General features: G+C 69.5%; 15 protein-coding genes, 1 pseudogene and 1 riboswitch. Of the genes and pseudogenes, 10 read left to right on the forward strand and 6 right to left on the reverse strand.

The features are described from left to right. Positions 1–17 precede the first annotated feature (17 nt). On the forward strand, positions 18–617 hold the full coding sequence (locus tag I3V78_RS07405) for a Coq4 family protein (protein WP_204485608.1): 600 nt from the start codon (positions 18–20) through the stop codon (positions 615–617). Positions 618–641: 24 nt separating this feature from the next. Further along, the gene (locus I3V78_RS39060) at positions 642–1,091 is read left to right on the forward strand and encodes a hypothetical protein (RefSeq protein WP_239576335.1); all 450 of its coding nucleotides are present in this window, start codon (positions 642–644) and stop codon (positions 1,089–1,091) included. 308 nt (positions 1,092–1,399) lie between these two features. Here the strand turns inward: I3V78_RS39060 and I3V78_RS40305 are convergent. The 3 genes and pseudogenes from I3V78_RS40305 to I3V78_RS07420 all read right to left on the reverse strand — a co-directional run. Further along, positions 1,400–1,720: pseudogene (locus tag I3V78_RS40305) on the reverse strand (HipA N-terminal domain-containing protein); the annotation flags it as partial. Continuing rightward, the gene (locus I3V78_RS07415; RefSeq protein ID WP_204485610.1) at positions 1,717–1,986 is read right to left on the reverse strand and encodes a type II toxin-antitoxin system Y4mF family antitoxin; all 270 of its coding nucleotides are present in this window, start codon (positions 1,984–1,986) and stop codon (positions 1,717–1,719) included. The pseudogene I3V78_RS40305 and the gene I3V78_RS07415, both read right to left, overlap by 4 nt. A gap of 181 nt (positions 1,987–2,167) precedes the next feature. After that, on the reverse strand, positions 2,168–4,573 hold the full coding sequence (locus I3V78_RS07420) for a WD40 repeat domain-containing protein (protein WP_204485611.1): 2,406 nt from the start codon (positions 4,571–4,573) through the stop codon (positions 2,168–2,170). A 148-nt stretch (positions 4,574–4,721) separates the two neighbouring features. Between I3V78_RS07420 and I3V78_RS07425 the strand changes: the two genes are divergently transcribed. The 5 genes from I3V78_RS07425 to I3V78_RS07445 all read left to right on the forward strand — a co-directional run bounded on the left by I3V78_RS07425 (position 4,722) and on the right by I3V78_RS07445 (position 10,775). Continuing rightward, complete coding sequence (locus I3V78_RS07425) at positions 4,722–5,450, forward strand: hypothetical protein (RefSeq protein ID WP_204485612.1); 729 nt, start codon at positions 4,722–4,724, stop codon at positions 5,448–5,450. 123 nt (positions 5,451–5,573) lie between these two features. Then, a complete protein-coding gene (locus I3V78_RS07430; RefSeq protein ID WP_204485613.1) occupies positions 5,574–7,970 on the forward strand; it encodes a LysM peptidoglycan-binding domain-containing protein in 2,397 nt (798 codons plus the stop codon). Continuing rightward, the gene (locus I3V78_RS07435; RefSeq protein ID WP_204485614.1) at positions 7,970–8,254 is read left to right on the forward strand and encodes a hypothetical protein; all 285 of its coding nucleotides are present in this window, start codon (positions 7,970–7,972) and stop codon (positions 8,252–8,254) included. Before I3V78_RS07430 ends, I3V78_RS07435 begins: the two co-directional genes overlap by 1 nt. 137 nt (positions 8,255–8,391) lie before the next feature. After that, positions 8,392–10,398, forward strand: a complete 2,007-nt coding sequence (locus I3V78_RS07440) for a hypothetical protein (RefSeq protein ID WP_204485615.1) — start codon at positions 8,392–8,394, stop codon at positions 10,396–10,398. Positions 10,399–10,574: 176 nt separating this feature from the next. Further along, complete coding sequence (locus I3V78_RS07445; protein ID WP_204485616.1) at positions 10,575–10,775, forward strand: class I lanthipeptide; 201 nt, start codon at positions 10,575–10,577, stop codon at positions 10,773–10,775. A gap of 6 nt (positions 10,776–10,781) precedes the next feature. Here I3V78_RS07445 and I3V78_RS07450 read toward each other — a convergent pair whose 3' ends face one another. Further along, positions 10,782–11,243 carry a hypothetical protein gene (locus tag I3V78_RS07450; RefSeq protein WP_204485617.1) on the reverse strand — a complete coding sequence of 154 codons (462 nt, stop codon included), beginning with the start codon at positions 11,241–11,243 and terminating at the stop codon, positions 10,782–10,784. A gap of 82 nt (positions 11,244–11,325) precedes the next feature. After that, positions 11,326–11,496: a hypothetical protein gene (locus I3V78_RS07455; RefSeq protein ID WP_204485618.1), complete on the reverse strand. Its 171-nt coding sequence runs from the start codon at positions 11,494–11,496 to the stop codon at positions 11,326–11,328. 162 nt (positions 11,497–11,658) lie between these two features. On the opposite strand from I3V78_RS07455, the gene I3V78_RS07460 reads away from it, so the two are divergent. Then, on the forward strand, positions 11,659–13,530 hold the full coding sequence (locus tag I3V78_RS07460) for a RiPP maturation radical SAM C-methyltransferase (RefSeq protein ID WP_204485619.1): 1,872 nt from the start codon (positions 11,659–11,661) through the stop codon (positions 13,528–13,530). Here I3V78_RS07460 and I3V78_RS07465 read toward each other — a convergent pair. Continuing rightward, entirely contained in the window at positions 13,527–14,402 is an 876-nt protein-coding gene (locus tag I3V78_RS07465) for a DUF4424 family protein (RefSeq protein WP_204485620.1), read from the reverse strand. The genes I3V78_RS07460 and I3V78_RS07465 overlap by 4 nt on opposite strands. Positions 14,403–14,509: 107 nt before the next feature. Beyond that, positions 14,510–14,725: riboswitch (cobalamin riboswitch) on the forward strand. A 160-nt stretch (positions 14,726–14,885) separates the two neighbouring features. Between I3V78_RS07465 and I3V78_RS07470 the strand changes: the two genes are divergently transcribed. Together I3V78_RS07470 and I3V78_RS07475 are read left to right on the forward strand one after the other, a co-directional pair. Continuing rightward, entirely contained in the window at positions 14,886–16,250 is a 1,365-nt protein-coding gene (locus I3V78_RS07470) for a hypothetical protein (protein ID WP_204496963.1), read from the forward strand. After that, on the forward strand, positions 16,247–16,912 hold the full coding sequence (locus I3V78_RS07475) for a cell surface protein (RefSeq protein ID WP_204485621.1): 666 nt from the start codon (positions 16,247–16,249) through the stop codon (positions 16,910–16,912). Before I3V78_RS07470 ends, I3V78_RS07475 begins: the two co-directional genes overlap by 4 nt. Positions 16,913–16,992: the final 80 nt, after the last annotated feature.

The raw sequence follows: 16,992 nt of genomic DNA on the forward strand, positions 1-16,992 counted from the left end.
AGAACCGGGGAGGTGGCATGAAGCTGGGACTGATGTGGCGGGCGATCCAGTGCGCCCGCGCGGGACGGATGGGCGACGCGGCCGCGCTCAAGGGCGCGTCGACGGGAGGCAAGGCCTATCCAGAGGTTCGCGAGAAGCTGGCCCGGCTCGCGACGCCTTTTCCCGCCATCGATCTGGAGGCCCTGCGGCGCCTGCCCGAGGGCACCTTCGGCCGCGAGTACGCGCGCTTCATGGATGACGAGGGCCTCATGCCCTTCGTCGTCTCGCGGGAGATCGCCGAGGAGCTGGCGCCCACGTCGTGCCTGGAGGTCCGCTACCCCCTGCTGCACGATGCCTTCCATGTCCTGCTCGGCTTCGACGCGAGCCTGGTGGGGGAGATGGGCGTGTGGGCCTTCGTGTCGGCCCAGCACTACAGCCCCGCGTTCGACTTCGGCGCCCGGCTGGGCCGGTGGCTCTATCCGCTCGTCATTCCGCGCCAGCGCGCCGCGCTGCGAGCCGCCTCCGCTCGGGGAGAAGCCCTGGCACGCCAGGCCCGGTGTCTCATCGCCGAGCCGTTGGAAGACCTCTTCGCGCTTCCGCTGAAGGACGCGCGTGCGCGCCTGGGGGTCGAGGGTTAGACTCCGCCTCAGGGGGAGGCACCCATGACGTCCACGACATTCAACGAAGAAGTGGCCTACACGTCTGGCTACTACGATCCCATGCTTGTCGGGCTGGGGTACGCGCTGTTGCTGCTACCGCTCGTCCTGGTGGGCCTGTTCCTGTGGCGGCGGCGGGGCGCGCGAGACGCCCGGGACGTGCTGGGTGGGGCACGAGATGTTCCAGCGGGTCTGCTCCGGTGTCTCCTGGAGGCCACGCGCCACTGGGCGCTGACCGGACTCGTGCTCCTGCCCGTCGCCTGGGTGGCGGTGATGGCCCTGGCCTTCCTGTTTGGCGTGCCGTGCTCCTCGGGCCCGTGTCTGCCGAACGAACTCCCCGACTCCCTCTGGCGCCAGAGCGCGGCGGCGATGGGGCTGTGCGTGGGCGGCTTGCTGTGCTGGCTGCGCGCGTCCCACCCCGAGCGCGACGTGCTGGGCCTCACGGCGCGGGGCTGAGCCGGCCGTTCCGGAAGCGCCAGGGGCATGACCCTGAAGAAATCCTCGTTCTCGACGAGCCGCGGCTTGTCCGGAGGATTCAACTTCAGGATGAAGGAATGCCGCCCCGTGGGTCTGAGGGGAAAGGAGATGGTCGAGGCGGAAACCTTTTCCTGGACGCCCGGGACCACGGGCTCGCCGCGCTCCTCTCCCGTCCTGGCGAGACTTTGCGCGAAGAGCTCGGTGAAGAGGACCTGCTCAAGCCGGAGCGGCGGGGCCTGTGAACTGGCGCTCGATAGGGGCTCCCCACTCGGAACCACGGACAAATCACCGATCGTGTCGACTCCCGCGGCCACGAGCAGGCTGAGCAGGTCATCTTCAGAGGTCTTCACCTTCTGAACCAAGGTGCGCAGTCTCAGCCCTTCGGGCAGCAGACCCGCGAAATAGGGATGCAGGTTGGTGCCATGGACCTCCGTGCGTCGCCGCGAGTAGGGCAGATGCACGGCGAGCCCGCCGGTTCGCGCGGACTGTCGGGCGAGGAATTCGCTGTCGTACTCGAACACCGAGCCATGCTGCGTTCGGCTGATCGTGCCGACCTTTGCCTCCTCACGCCAGACATCCGCGACCTGAACGTCGATGGGTCGTGTCATGACAAGTGATCACTCACCTGAATGCGTTGTTTTCCCGGCTCCAAGGTCAATTGCAAACCCAGGACTTCGAGGACATCGACCAGCTTGTTGAGTCGTAAGGTGGGTTTTCTCCCGCTCTCCAGGTCATGGATGAAAACGGTCCCGCATCCCGCGAGCGCACTGAGGTCTTCTTGGGTCAGGCCGAGCGCTTTGCGCTGCTTGCGGACGGCCTGCGCGAGGGCGCGTATCCAGGAGTCGCCCGCGCCAGGGTCTTCATCCAAGGGCATGGAGGTCCGATTCTCAGGGACGCTCGCGGAGGAGGCGTCATCCGTTGGTGGGAAGGGGAGTGGGCCCATTTTCCATGCGATCGCGAAGATTTCAAGAAAGGACGGGCCTCCTCGGGGTTGAGTAACCCCATTTTCTATGCGATCGCGAAGATGGGCGCTTCCGAGCGCGACGTGCTGGGCCTCACGGCGCGGGGCTGACCTCCGGCGGGAGCCGGGCGGAGACGCGCAGGCCCCGGGCGGTGTCCACGCGCAGCTCGGTCCCGTCCGGCGACAGCCACAGGTGGACGGCGTGATCGACGGGCAAGCGCAGGCGTCCCACCTCGATGCCCCGCTCGTGGTCCGTGACCACCACGTCCCCGTCGCGATCCGCGGCCACCAGGCGCCGTCCGTCTCCGGAGAACGCGAGGGCGACCACCGCGCTCTGCAGCCCCGTCACCCTACCGCGCTCGTGCGTGTCCGTGCGGTTCACGACCACGTCGCCGTTGTCGAGGCCCGCCGCCACCCGCCGCTCGTCGGGGGAGAGCGCGAGGGTGGTCATCTCCGCTCCGAGCCGCGCCTGGGAGACCCTGCCCGGCGCCTCCAGTTCCCAACGCGTCAGCAGCCATGCCTGGCGCACCTTGCCGCGGTCCATGAAAGGCAGGGGCGGCGACGGTGGCTCATCCAACAGCTCCAGATGGGCATGGGGATGGGTCGGCTGGATGTCGCCGGGGGCGAAGAAGGAGCGCCCATCCCGGGTGCTCACGATGGGCGCGGGGCCCAGACTTTCGGGGGTGTCGCCCGGCTTGCGGTGGTTCCATGCCTGGTAGATGCAGCCGCGGCAGCACAACCCCCTGCTCCAGGCGGGCGGGCCCCCGCGGTACACGGGCGGATGGGCCCCGCGGCGCACCTCGGCGCCCGAGTGCACGTCCAACACCCGCCAACCCTCGTCTCCCCAGGCACTGGAGAACATCACCTGTCCGGGGCCAGGCAGGACGTGAGCCGTGCCGTAGGTTCCCTCGGAGATCGGGCCCATCACCCGCAGGGGCTCCACGGGCGTGGTCCGCCATGCGTAGACCCGGGGCGGGTCGTCCTGGTGGCCATGCTGGAAGCCGCTCGTGACGGCGTAGACGTGCGTGCCATCGGGAGAGAAGGTGACCGTGTCGTGCTCGCTCGCGAGGCGCACCCCCAGGGCCGTGCATCCCTGGGGGCCCTCGAGCTGCACCTGCCGGGACGCATCGAGCGACGCCGTCCAGCGCCCGTCCGCGCTCCGGGCGAGCACCGGGGCCAGGCGCGCCGTGCGCAGGAGGTCGGGTGCGCCCGGGAGAGCCACCAGCCCGCCCTTCTGGTAGACGGCGCGGAAGTCCGGGGCCAGGTGGTGTGGGCTGGACAGCCCCTGGATGGGGGCGCGAAGCTCGCCCGTCTCCGTGTCATGGAGTTGCTCGAGCGGACCGAGCTGCGCGTCCACCCGCACCCGGCGACCGTCGACCGAGAAGTCCAGGCGCCCGAGGCTCCAGAACATCGCCGTGCGTTCGGCGTCGTCGGTGAGCTCCTCGTAGGGGAGCGGCTGGCTCCACAGCCGCTGGCCCGTGGTCACGTTCCACACGGACAGGGACGTGACGTCGGGCCCCGACACGTGCTCGGACGTCTCGCGCCGCCACACCGCCACGCGCTCGCCGTCCGGTGAGAGCGCGAGCAGGGGGGGCTGGCCTCCCGCTGTCTGGGGAATGGCCGCCAGGAGTTGGAGCCGCTGACCGCTCGGAGCGTCGAACACTTCCAGTCCCTCGGGGCCCAGGAGGGCGAAGCGGGGGGCCTTCGCGGCCACTAGGGGGGCTCGGGGTGAGGTGAAGCGCTGGAGGGTCCGTCCACTGGCCTCCTCGCGGACCTCCCACGTGCCTTCCCCCGTCTGGACGAGCGCGTGCGTGCCCTGGCCGAGGGCGTGCGACGTGGGCGGCTCCGGCAGGGAGGTCAACGTGCCCGTGGTGAGGTCGCGGCGCATGCGCATGCCCTCGACTCTGAATGGGAGGTCCATCGAGCGGCCGTCCGGGGAGAAGCCAGCCGCCTTGTCGTCGGCGCGCACGTGCATGCCGGGCAGGCCATCCAGCCGGAGGAACACGACGACGGACTCCTCGCGCCAATACGTCGAGAGCGCCGCCCAGGTCGCGTCCGCGTTCACCTCGACACGGGCCTCGTGGTCCAGGGCCAGCGGCACGGCGCGCCTCAGCTCGCCGCGAACCAGGTCCCAGACGAGCACGCCCTGACGGGAGGCGGTCACCATCACCGTTCCATCCGGGGTCCACGCGACGTCGGACCTGCCCGTGCGCCACTCCAGGTCGGACTCCTGGCCCATGGAGAAGCGCGCGTCCCCGTCGACGCGCACCACCTCGATCCCTCCTTGAATGATGGGCCGGGGCTCGGCGCCTCCGGCGGGGAAGGACTCGGGGGGCGGGAGCGTGCAGGGGCCCGGGATGGGGAGCGGCAGGGCCACGTCGATGCGCGGCTCGGGACGGACGAACGCCGGGGGCGGAGGCGTGTGCGCGCAGGCGGCGAGCGCCGCCGCGAGCAAGAGAGGGACACCGGAGCGGCAGGCGTCGGGGAGGCGAGGGGGCACGAGGAACTCCAGGACCAGGAGGGCGGGCCGAGCGTGGCATGGATCGTCCCGTTCCGGCTCTCCCTCTCAAGGGGGAGGGACGACTACTCAGGTCTATACAGCGGCCCGACATCTGGAGTAGGAATCCAGAACGACAGGAGGCGGACGTATGCGTGAGTCCTCGGAGTGGAAGGGCGGCCGGATCGGGCCGTATGAGATAGGGGGTCGTCGCCAGGACCTGCCAGGCGATGCCGGGCAGATCCACGAGGGGCGCCATGTCGAGACGGGCGCGCCCGTGCTGGCGCTCCGGCCGGGCCCGGGGATGACGTGGCGTCCGCGCTCGTCGTGGGAGGTGCTGACCACACAGGTCCTCCAGCCGGACCTGCTCATCGTGCATCCCCGGTGGCCGAGTGGCGCACAGGCACCGAGCTTCCACGAGCTGTCCCTGGCCTACATCCACATCGCGGGTGCCCTGGCGCTCCTGGACCAGCAGCGGGGGGAGGGGTCCTCCTTCGGGGCGCCGACGCCCTCTCGCTTCCGCCGCCGGGCGATGCGGTGGGGCCTCGCGGGCGCGGCCCTGGCGGCGGGCCTCGCGCTGCTGCTCTGGTCGCGTGTGCTCGATCAGGTGACCGCGGATGGCGCCTTGGGTGAGTCCTTGCTCTTCACCAATGGGCAAGACCTCGCCGAGAACGTCATTGCCTACCCGATGCCGGAGACGCCTTTCAAGGAGCAGCGCAAGCCTCCCTGTATGCCCGAGCTGGAGGTGGAGCTTCGCGGGGGTTGCTGGATCCTTCATACAAAGACAGCGCCTTGTCCTCGCAGCTCGGCCGAGTACCTGGGCAAGTGCTACGTGCCCGTCAAGAAGCCCGATCCGGTGCCCCGCTCCGTCCAGCCCTGACTCGCGCCCCTTGAGACGTAGGTGTAGGTGTCGAGCAGGGCGGAGGCATGGCGCAGCGGCGGCGAGCCGCGCTATCCTGGGAGTCGAGCGACAGACGACCCGCTCCAATTGGGGGGATAGCTCGTGGACACCATCGAGTACCGGATTCGCTCTGGCGACACCCTGTCTGCGATCGCCCGGCGCCATGGTGTCTCTCTGGCCGAGCTCTCCTGGCTCAATGGACTCAGCGATGTCGACCGCCTCTGGAGTGGTCAGGTGCTTCGCATCCCCCGGACAGCACCGTCAGCGCCGCCTCCCGTGGTGGCGTCGTCAACGTATCGGGTGCGTGCGGGAGACACGCTCTCCAAGGTCGCCGAGCGGCATGGTGTCTCGGTGGAAACGCTGGTGCAGGCGAACGGAATCGCTGACGCCAATCGCATCGCCATCGGCCAGCTTCTGACGATTCCGAGTGGAAGGTCGCAGGCCCGCCCTCCCTCGGCCTGGCAGGCGGCAAGAATCGAGGCCACGAAAACGGAGACATCCAGCACGCCAGTGCAGGTCGTCAAAAGCGAGGGACCTGTCACTCAAGCCGCGGAGTCCATTCTCTACAACGCTGGAAGGGAGGTCATGGGTTTTGGCCGGGTGCGTAATGAAGAGGGGGCGATCCTTCGCGAAAAACCAGGGCCCGCGGCCTTCATCCAGAAGCGACTTTCGTTCAACACCCGCGTCTTCGTCAGCCATGAACTCCCGGGTGATTGGTATTTCGTCGCCCTCGATGATGGATGCTTTGGGTATGTCTATACAAAGCACGTCAGTGTCCATCCCCCCGAACCCCAGGCCATCCTCTATAAAATCCAACCCGGTGAAGGAGCTTTGCAGGTCGTCAAGAAGCACTACAAGGCAAGCGCTCTCTCTTGGGGCCAGGACGAGAGATACTATGTCAACGTCCTGGTTGAATCCAATCGCGGCAAGGAACTTCGCGGAATCTACAAATCAAGTGAGGATGCTGCTTGGGACGAGACGCGGACACGTGGGAAATACGTCATCTGGGTTCCCAGCCCTGAGTTCGCCAAGAGCTTGAGGGGAAAGGTTCATTCTGGATCCATCAGCCATGAACTCTGGCGGGATGTGACTCGTGCGGCCGTGTCCGTGGGCGATTTTCTCTTGGGGAGCGCGGCCTTCATCGCGGGAGTGGTCCACGGCATCCTCGAGTCCTTGTGGGACTTGTTGACCGGAATCATCGAGTTGGTGGAACTGCTTTGGAAGATCGTCAAGAGTCTCCTGACCGGGGCGTTCTTCGAGGATCTGGAAAAGCTTTGGGGGCTGGTGGAGGCGCTGGACTTCAATGCCTTGATCGAGGTGGGACTCGAGGCTTTTCGTACGCGCTGGTACGAGCCAGACCTCCTCCGGAGATGGCATTTTCGAGGGTGGGTGGTGGGTTACGCCATCGCGGAGATCGTGATGGCGGTGGTGACGGGATCCGCGGCACTCGTGAAGTGGGCCGGCAAGGCGGGGAGGTTTGGCAAGCTCATCGCGAAGTTCCCTACTGTCCTTAACCTCGCCCGGAAGGTGACGACCGCTGCGGATCACGTCTCGGCGGTCACGAAGGCCAAGCTTGTGCGAGCAATCGCCCGGGCTTCCGACGAGCTGCCCACGGAGAAGTTCCTACCCAAGAGCGGCAAGGGGGTGGTGGGGAGCCCCGTGGTCAAGGAGTCTCTCCCAACGACCTCCGGGAAGGAGGTCGACGCTCGTCTCGCTGCGCTCAAACAGAGCCATGCTGCCGCTGCTCGTGCCCAGCGCCACTATCAGAAGGCCATCAAGCAGTTCCGCACGTCGCTCCGGGCGACACTCGTCACGACGTATGCGGGAGTGGACCCAAAGCTGCTCGGTGACATGGTCAACCTGGGCTATGCCGCCGCCAAGGTGGGGATCAGGCGCTTTGACGTCTTCCTGAAGGAACAGCGCCTGAAAAAGGCCGTGGAGCATGTCGACCTCGGCAAGTTGGACGCGAAACAGCTCGATGAGCTGGAGGCGGCGTTCAAGAGGGGGGTCGAGCAGGAAGCCGCCGACGTCATGACCATCGCTCGGCTCGAGGGTCACCAGCTCGGCAAACCCACGAAGAGCGTGCTTGAGCGAATCGCGCTCCGGCGTGCCATTCCGGGCTCAACGGACCTTTTCGAACTCAAGCTCAGGGGCGGTTCGAAAGGGCTCCTCGCTGATATCGATGACAAAGGAATCGTCGAACTCATGGTCGCCGCTGGAAAAGACTCACCCTTGAATGGGTACAAGATGTTCAGGGCGATGGTGGAGCACTATGGTTCCAAGATAAAAGCCATCCGCGGGAGCTGGACCTACGGTGACAATCTGGGCGAGGTCAACAAGCTCACGGCCACCGGCAAGCCCCTGGAAGTGGCCATCCAGGAGACCAAGACAGGTCAGTGGGCCGCGGATTGGGGCTTCAAGAAGGCCCGGGTCGAGCATGCTCAGGGGACGCCAGGGGCGTACACCGTCTTGCACGTGTTGTTCGAGGAGGATTTTTGATGGCGGATCCAGAATTGGTGCGGACACTTCGCCAGATGGCCAGAAACGGTGCGTCCGTCTGTGACATGGTCGCCGCCATTAGTGACACCTTGCGGATGGGAAACGACATCCGGTTGCCCGTGATCGAGCACCTGCGAGCCGCCTTCGGGTTGAAACTCTCGGAGTTGTCGCCCGTGGGCGCCTGGTCCTTTTTTCCCGGTGGCACCTGGAGCCGAGAAGAGGTGGAGCGACACGTCAAGCCGCTCATCCTGAGCAATCGTTCCAAATGGGAGAGCGCTGAGTGACCCCTGCTTCAGGGCATTGAGCTCCCCGGGGAACCGATGATCAGGAGCGTTCGCCGAGGAAGCAGCCGAGGAAGCTCCTCCCTCCAAGGAGGGCGACTCATTGTGGCTGTCCTCGCTCGTCGGGTTTGATGCCGCGCATGAGTTCGTCCGTGGTTCCGGAGCCCGTCGTTCCCTCATCCCCGTCATCCCTCGAGGAGTCCGCGCTGGCCGCCGCCGCGCGAGCGGCCAGTCGCCACGGCATCACGGAGCGCGAGTTCCGCGCCAGTGTCACCTCGGTCGAGCATGCCGCCGAGCCGTACCAGCGCGCGCTGCATGTCATCGAGCGGCGGCGGGTGGTGGTTCGTTGGGATGCGGGCGCGCCCACCCGCTCCACGCATGCCGAGCCGCCGCCGGATCCCTCCCGCGTGGACCCCTGGTCGGTGGATGCCGAGCAGCTGGCCCGGGAGTCCCGGGTCGTCACCGTGTGCCTGGGCTGTCAGGGCGAGAAGAAGCGGTCCTGCTCCGACTGCGCGGGCACGGCCCGCCGCGCGTGTGGGGGCTGCGCGGGCTCGGGCCGGGTGCCGGGGGCCAAGGGCGGCACGAAGAACTGCCCCACGTGCCGGGCCCGGGGCGACGTGAAGTGCACCGCGTGCACGTCCGGCAAGATCGACTGTGTGACGTGTGGCGCGGATGGCCGGGTGGATGCGTGGCTCGCGGTCGAGAAGGAGGTGCTCACCCAGGTCCAGTCCCATCCCGCCAACCGCGCGAGCGCGCTTCACGGGAAGCTGACGCTTCCCGCGGATTTCGACGCGCCAGCGCGCGCGTGGGGGAACCGGCTCGTCGAGGACGGAGGCGTCCAGCCGCCCACGCAGCCGTGTCCCGAGGCGCTGCGCCCCCAGCTGAACGCCGTCGAGGACCGGCTCGTGTCGACCCGCGTTCAGGCCTTCATGGGTGACGTGTTCCGGGTGAACTACGCCACGGCGCGGGGCCGGGGCGTGGTGGAGGTCGCGGGCGTGCGCTTCGCCGTCACGGGCGCGACGGTGTGGACGCCGCTGTCCCAGCGGACGAAGGCGTCCTGGGCGGTGGGCATCGGCGCGGTGCTGGCGGGTCTGCTCCTCTGGGGGCTGTACGTGTCGCGCCATGCGTGGTTCGCGAAGCACGGCCAGCCCGCCCTCGTCCTGCTGCCGACGCTGATCGCGGCCTTCTTCGCGTTCAAGGCGGCCGGGCAGCGCTTCCTCGCTCCGCCCGCGCGCTCCGCGTCCGCGCAGAAGGGGCTGTTCGGGGCACTGGCCGCGTGTTGGCTCGTCGCCCTGGGCGCGTTCGGCCTGGGCGGCCCGACGGCCCAGCGCGCCCAGGCGGCGCTCGACGCCGGAGACAGGCTGCGCGCGCGCGAGGAGATCGACGCGATGGTGTCCTTGGGACGCGATCGCGAGGCGAGCGAGCGGCTCGCCGACGCGCTGCACCAGGTGGAGGTTCGCCTCGCGGAGACGAACCCGGTCGAGCAGGCCCGGCGCGTGAGCGAGTCCTGGAACAGCCCGCGCGCGCGCGAGGAGGCCCTCGCCGTGCTGCGCGCCAACACGCGTGCCGCCTCGGATGCCCGGTTCAAGGAGGGTGATGCGCGCGTGCTCGGCGCGATGGCCCGCGCCGTCGAGGGCCTGCTGCCCGAGGAGAGTCCCGGTCTCTATGGCCGCGCGGCGCTCGCCCGGGCCTCGGCGTGCCTGAAAGGCCAGGACTTTCCCTGCGTGGAGGAGGAACTCGCCAGCCCCGCCGCCGCGCGCGCGCCGGCCGAGGAACTCGCGGCGGCGCGCGCGGCCCACCTCGCCGCGCTCGAGACCGGCCGGGACGAGGCGCTCGCGCGGGTCGCCGCCGCCCGGGACCTGGCCGCGCAGCGTCAGGCGCTCGACGACGCGCTCGGGTGGCTGCGGCGCCTGCTCAAGGCTGGCCATGGCACCGAGGCCACGCTCACGGCCCTCGGGCAGCGCCTCGCAGGGGTGGAGGCTCAGCTCGCCGCCGAGAAGAAGCGCGCCGAGGAACAGGCGGAGCGTGCGGCGCAAATCGAGGCCGCCTCCTACTCGGGCTCGGGCGGCGGGCGTGTGCATGTGAAGGGCTACCACCGCAAGGATGGCACCTACGTGTCGCCGCACACCCGGAGTCGGCGCCGGTAGCGCGGAGGGCGGCGGACTGCGACCCGCCCCCACGTTGTCCGCCTGTTCGGCAGGAATTCCTGGAATGGCGGGTTGTCGAAGGTAGGAGTCTCCCCGGGGGCGATGGGGCCCTCGGGGGCACGTTCCTAGGTTGGCTTCACCGTCACTTGAGACGGGCCCCAACAAGGACTGCCCCCATGAGCGAGAACTCCTCCCGCAAGCTCCGTCTGAACAAGAACACCGTGCGCACGCTCTCCGAGGACAGCCTGGATCAGGTGGCCGGCGGCAACGGAGATTCGGCCGGCATCATCTGCGTGTTCTCCGTGCTCATCATCTGCGGCGACTCCATCATCTGCTCGGTGGCCGCGGGCTTCTGTGACAGCGAGAACGGCGACTAGGCGCGCTCAGCGCGGTGGGGCCTCGCCGTCCAGGTCGAAGCTCCGCCGCAGCCGTCGGGTGGCCTCGTCGAGGCCGGCCGCCGCGAGCCGGTCGGCGGCCCACGCCACGCCGGCGCGCAGGGTGGTGACGTTGATGGTCGGGTAGGGCAGGGCGGCGTGCTGGTACACGGACGCGCTCTTGAGCAGGAGGATGTCCGGCGCGACGATGACGCTCGCGGTCCCCAGGAAGGTGCGCGCCAGCCGCTCCCGGTGCCGGGACACCCACTCGCTCTGCAATTGACGGTACTCGGCCGGCGGCAGCTTCATGTGCGTGGCATCCGAGATGCCCACGTGCACCTCGTCGCGCTCCAGGTACGCGGTCCTCCGCACGAAGAACTCCCGGCACTGCTCCAGGGAAGGGCTGCCCACGAAGTGCAGGATGAGCAGCGGCCAGTGCGTGTCGTCCAGCGTGATGGAGGCGGAGGTCATGGTCCAGGCGAGGGCCCGCCTCTCGGCTCGGGAGAGACGGGGCCCTGGGGCGGGGGCTCCGGGGCCACCGCGTGTCCATCGCTCAGATGAAGATCTCGTGCCAGCGGTCGGATGGAGTCGTGTCGGTCCTGCGCGCGTCCTCGCGCTGGAGCTTGAGCGGCTTGTGCGCGACGGCGGGCGTCGACGGCGGGGGCAGGGGAATCAGGGAGAGAGGGGACGGAGAGGCGGGGGGAGTCTCGGTCAACTCGTTCATGACGGTCTTCCTGGCGCCACGAGTTCCGGCAGGGGGGGGCCGTGCCTCGCTGTGGCACCACGCGCTACGATAGCGCTCCTGACAGGGACGGCTCAATGAGGGGCGGGTGGTTCACGCTGGATCCCCGCGTGACCGTGTGTCGGGGTTGCCGGAGTGTGTGTCATGCATGACAGACGGGTCGTTCTGGTCTCGATGCCCTGGGCCTTCCTGGAGATGCCCTCGATCGCGCTGGGGTTGTTGTCGAGCGTGCTCCAGCGCGGAGGCATCGTGCCGGTGGCGCGGTCCTTCAACCTGACCTTCATGGAGTGGTTGCGGCGCCACCTGACCGGGCCCGGCGAGGCGTTGAGCCTGCTGGACTACCGGGCCATCTCCAGCGCGGCGTCCGCGGGGTTGGGCGACTGGCTCTTCTCCGTGCCGCCCTTCCGCGCGTCCGCGCCCGAGGAGGACGCGCGCTACCTCGCGCGGCTGGCGCGCGACGAGGTGCTGCCCGCGCGGCTGCTGGGCCGGCTGGAGGCGGTGCGCGCGCAGGTGCCCGCCTTCATCGACGCGTGCGTGGAGGAGCTGCTCGGCCATGCGCCCGCGCTGGTGGGGTTCAGCACGACGTTCAACCAGAACGTGCCCTCGCTGCTGCTCGCGCGGCGGCTCAAGGAGCGCGCCCCGCACGTGCGGGTGGTGTTCGGCGGGGCCAACTGCGACGGCCCCATGGGCCAGGGGCTCCTGGACGCCTTCGACTGCGTGGACGTGGTGGTGCAGGGCGAGGCGGAGGCGCTCATCGTGGAGCTGGTGGAGGACCTTCTCGCCGGGCGGCCGCTCCCGCCCCGGCGGGGAGTGCTCGCGCGGGGCGTCGCCGTGCCGGAGGGCGAGGCGCCCCGGGTGCGCATGGACGACGTGCCCGTGCCGGACTACGGCTTCTTCTTCGAGGAGCTCTCGCGCACGGGCTTTCGCCAGGAGCTGGTGCCCGACGTGAAGCTGCCGGTGGAGACGGCGCGCGGGTGCTGGTGGGGGCAGAAGCAGCACTGCACGTTCTGCGGGCTCAACGGCTCGAGCATGGCGTTTCGCAGCAAGTCGGTGGAGCGGGCGCTGCGCGACTTCGAGGAGCTGTCGGCGCGCCACCGGTGGCTGGACTTCGTCGCCGTGGACAACATCATCGACCTGGGCTACCTGCGCGAGCTGCTGCCGCGGCTGGAGGAGCGGGGGTTGGACCTGCGCGTCTTCTACGAGACGAAGGCGAACCTCACGCGCCAGCAGGTGCGGGACATGCGCGCCGCGGGCATCCACCGCATCCAGCCCGGCATCGAGAGCCTGTCCACGCCCATCCTCAAGCTCATGCGCAAGGGCGTGGCGGCGTGGCAGAACGTGCGGCTGCTCAAGTGGTGCGCGCAGTACGACGTGCGCGTGAGCTGGAACATCCTCTACGGCTTTCCCCAGGAGCCCGAGGCGGAGTATCCGCGCATGGCCGCGTCGCTCGGCGCGCTCAGTCACCTGGAGCCGCCGCGCCTGTCGCGCCTGCACGTGCAGCGCTTCAGCCCCTACCACCAGAGCCCCGAGCGCTTCGGGCTGCGGCTGGAGGGGCCGCTCTTCCACTACCCGCATGTATACCCGCAGCGGGGCGAGCAGCTCGCGGCGCTCGCGTACGACTTCGAGTACGCGCACGTGGACGGGCGCGACCCCGAGGCCTACGTGGGGGGCTTGCGGCGGGCGGTGGAGCACTGGGGCCAGGTGCACGCGCGGGACCGGGGTCGGCTCACCTGGCGGCGGGGGCCCGGGTTCGTGCGCATCGTGGATGAGCGCGCGGCGGTGGGCTACGCGAGCTACCTCTTGGAGGGCCCCCAGGCGGAGGCGTGGCTCGCCTGCGAGGAGGGCGCGAGCGCGGCCCAGGTGCACCGCGCGCTGAACGAGCGGGGGCACACCGGGCTGGGGGAGGCGGACGTCGCGTCGTTCCTCGGCGAGCTCGCCGAGGCGGGCCTGGTCTACGAGGCGGACCAGCGCTTCGTGTCCCTGGCCCTGCGCGAGCGCCCGGAAGTGCCGGGCTAGCGGCGGAAGAAGATGACGTCCAGGTCCCGGTCCGGCCGGTAGTTCTTCTGGGTCATCTCGAAGCGCGTGGGGCTCGTCTTCCGCATGCCGCGCATGCAGTAGGAGAGGATGGCCTGGGGGTTGGGCTTCTCCACGGTGAGGTGGAACAGCCCGATGGGCCCCACCCAGTTGTTGCCGGTGACGAGCGTGAAGGACAGCCAGTGCACCTCGGGCCCCTGGAAGAAGCCCACGGGGATGTAGGGCGAGGGCCGCAGGGAGCGGTCCAGGGTGCTCGTGGTGTCGGTGTCCACGCAGAAGCGCTGGCGCATGCGCGGGTGGCGGTAGGTGTCCTGGCTCCAGCCCTTTTCCGAGCTGAGCGAGGGCCGGTAGGTGATGTCCACGCTCAGGCGCTCGCCCGGGGGGAACACTTGATCCCACACCTCCGAGCGCTGCAGGCTCGCGCCCACGTCCGCGGCGCTCTTGCCCCGCCGGCGCTTCTCCTCCGCCAGGCGCTGGTCCACCTGGGTCCGGTCCCGGTACTCCTGCCCCTGGAGCCAATAGACGGTCTCGGTGCGGGTGCCCTGGCGCTTGCCGGCCACCGAGAGCCGGAAGTCGGACACCTCGGACACCGGCACGCCCGGCAGCAGGTCCATGTGGGGGAAGGGGAAGGCGACGCGGGCCTCGATGGGCTGGGTCGTCGGATTCTCGAAGGTGTAGTGGATGCGGATGCGGTCCACCGTGACGTGGATGAACTGCTCGGCCACGCGGATGTTCGCGGGCATGAGCAGCTTGAGGCCCTCGTTGGAATAGCCCACCGTCGGAGTCCGGGCGGCGGCGGGTCCGGCATGCAGACAGACGAGCAGCAACGGCAGCAGCGCGATGTGTGGCTTCACGGTCTTCCCCCCAGCGACAAGCGACCGGGCAATATAGCGACGCGGGCGCGCGTGCTCGCCCGCGACTGGCGGACAGGCGCGTGTTGACAACAGGAGCCTCGCCGCCATATCCCGCCCTCGTCCTTGGTTCCTCCATGGCGTCATGGGGGTTTGAGGGAACCCGGTGCGAGTCCGGGACTGCCCCGCAGCGGTGAACGGGAACGACCGCCGTCAGATGCACTGGTGCTCATCGCGAGCGCCGGGAAGCGACGGCCACTAGGAGGAAGGGGCTTGCCTCTTCCGCGCCCGTGAGTCCGAAGACCTACCTGGGATCCGTGCCGCCACGTGGCACGGCTTCGAACCGAGGCTTCCGAGGGGAGGCGGCGGATGCGCGGTCCCGCTGCGTCCCGTTCCCCGGGGCGTGTCCTCCGTCGCATCCTCCGTCCGCTCCTCGCCGAGGCCCCAACGCCCGAGGGGGCGAGGAGCAGCTGGATGATGAAGGACATGAGGAAGTCGGGAGTGCTGGGCTGGATGCCGTGGGCCGTGGGTGCGGCGTTGATGAGCCTGCTGGCCTCGGGCTGCGCACCGGAGTGCGAGACCGCGTACGACTGCGCGCAGAAGAACGGGCCGCTGTCCGGCCAGCGCTACGTCTGCGAGGCCGAGCAGTGCGTGGTGCGTGACATCACCCCGCCCGAGCCCGTGCCGGACGCGGGGACGCCGGACTCGGGAACCCCGGATTCGGGGACGCCGGACTCCGGAACCCCGGATTCCGGAACGCCCGACTCGGGCACGCCGGACGCCGGACCGCCGGAGGTCGTGCTCCCGGCGCCGGATCCCGCGCCGGACACGGGGGTCGACTGCGCCCAGGCGCCGCATGACACGAAGCTCGGCACGCTGAGGCTGGAGGCGGGCTTCTCCGCCACCGAGTCCGCGCCGCTGCCCGCGGGCATTGGCGCCGTCGTCGCCCTGACGGACTCGGCCACGCCCGCCGTGTACGGCCTCAACGGGGCGGACGCGAGCCTCTACGCGCTCGGCACCTGGCCCGCGCTCGCCTCGAGCACCACCCTGCTCGTGTCGGTCATCTCCCCGGAGGACAAGGGGAAGACCACGTACCTGGGCGGCTACATCGCCAGCGATGGCCAGCGGCTGATGACGGGCTATACGCGGCCAGACGTCTCGGGCGCCGTGGCGCTGCATGACACCCTCCGGGCGGGCTCCGCCTCGTTCTTCTCCGCCCGGGGCAACTACTCCGCCGTGGGCACGAAGGACGTGTTCCTCATCAACGGCTTCGGGCTGGAGGGCTCGGGGTTCGACGACGCCATCGGCGTCTACGGGTTCACGACGGGCGAGGTGACCTTCCGGGGCTGGAAGCTGGCCACGTTCCCGGCCAACGCCGAGTACAGCGGCTACAACGCCCGGACGAGCACGGACATCGCCGTGTTCGGCTACGCCCAGGGCACGCCCACCTCGGACAACCCCTACGCCACCAGCAACTTCCTGCACGCGGTGGCCCCGTCCACCTGGCGCGCGGCGGTCGACTCGCTCGGGACGCTGGACCTGAGCCGGACGAACACGCCCCTGGTCTACAAGGCGCTGGACGTGCTCGACGTGTCGGGCTTCGGCGAGGGCGTGGCCATCCGCCGCGGCTTCTACGATGGCGCGGACTACTCCTCGCTCACCCGCTCCCTGGTCTACCTGCCCCTGTCGGCCTCGGGCGAGAGCGCCTCGTGGGGCGCGTCGAGGAAGGTGCTCACCGCCTCCGACACGTGCACCCGCGTGCTCCTCCAGGCCCCGCTGGCGGGAGACCTGCTCGTGGGCGTGTCCGACAAGAACGGCCGCAGGCTCGTGCGCCTGCACGCGACGCCATGAGCCGCGCGCTTCGCTTCCTCTTCGCCTGGCTCCTGCCCGCCCTGCTCGTCGCGGGGTGTGGGGCGCCGGAGTCCGAGTCCGAGCCCCGGGTGTGTGACACCGATCGGAACCCCTTCGCGGGCCGGGTCGTGTCCTTCACGCCCGGGGACGCGGCCGGCTTCGGGCAGGACCGCTTCCCGGACATCGTGCTCGGCCCTCCCCGAGGGGGCGGCGCCGTCATGGGCTCCTTGGACGTGCTGTCGCTCGGGCGGCGCGGGGAGATCGTCCTCGAGCTGACCTCGCTGGCCATCGTGGACGGGCCGGGCGTGGACCTGCTCGTCTTCGAGAACCCCTTCGGCAGCTTCGTGGAGACGGGCCTCGTCGCGGTGAGCGAGGACGGCCAGACGTGGCACGAGTTTCCCTGCGCGCTCACGGATCGCGCCGGGGGCTACCCGGGGTGTGCGGGCGTCAAGCCGGTGTTCTCCTCGCCGGACTCGGGCGTGAGCGCCACGGATCCGGCGGTGGCGGGCGGCGATGGCTTCGACCTGGCCACCCTGGGCGTCCCGCGGGCGCGCTTCGTGCGCATCCGCGACAGCGGGGCCAACTACTACAGCGGCGCGTCTGGGGGCTTCGACCTGGATGCGATCGCCGTGGTGCATGGCGAGCCCCTCTGCACGGAGTGAGGACGCCCTGAGCTGGCGGCCAGTCTTTTCCTTGGCCGCCAGGCTGTCTTCCGCTCGCGCGTGGGTGCGTTTCCAGGACT

This window comes from Archangium primigenium (assembly GCF_016904885.1).
In the GTDB taxonomy this organism is placed as follows: Bacteria; Myxococcota; Myxococcia; order Myxococcales; family Myxococcaceae; genus Cystobacter; species Cystobacter primigenius.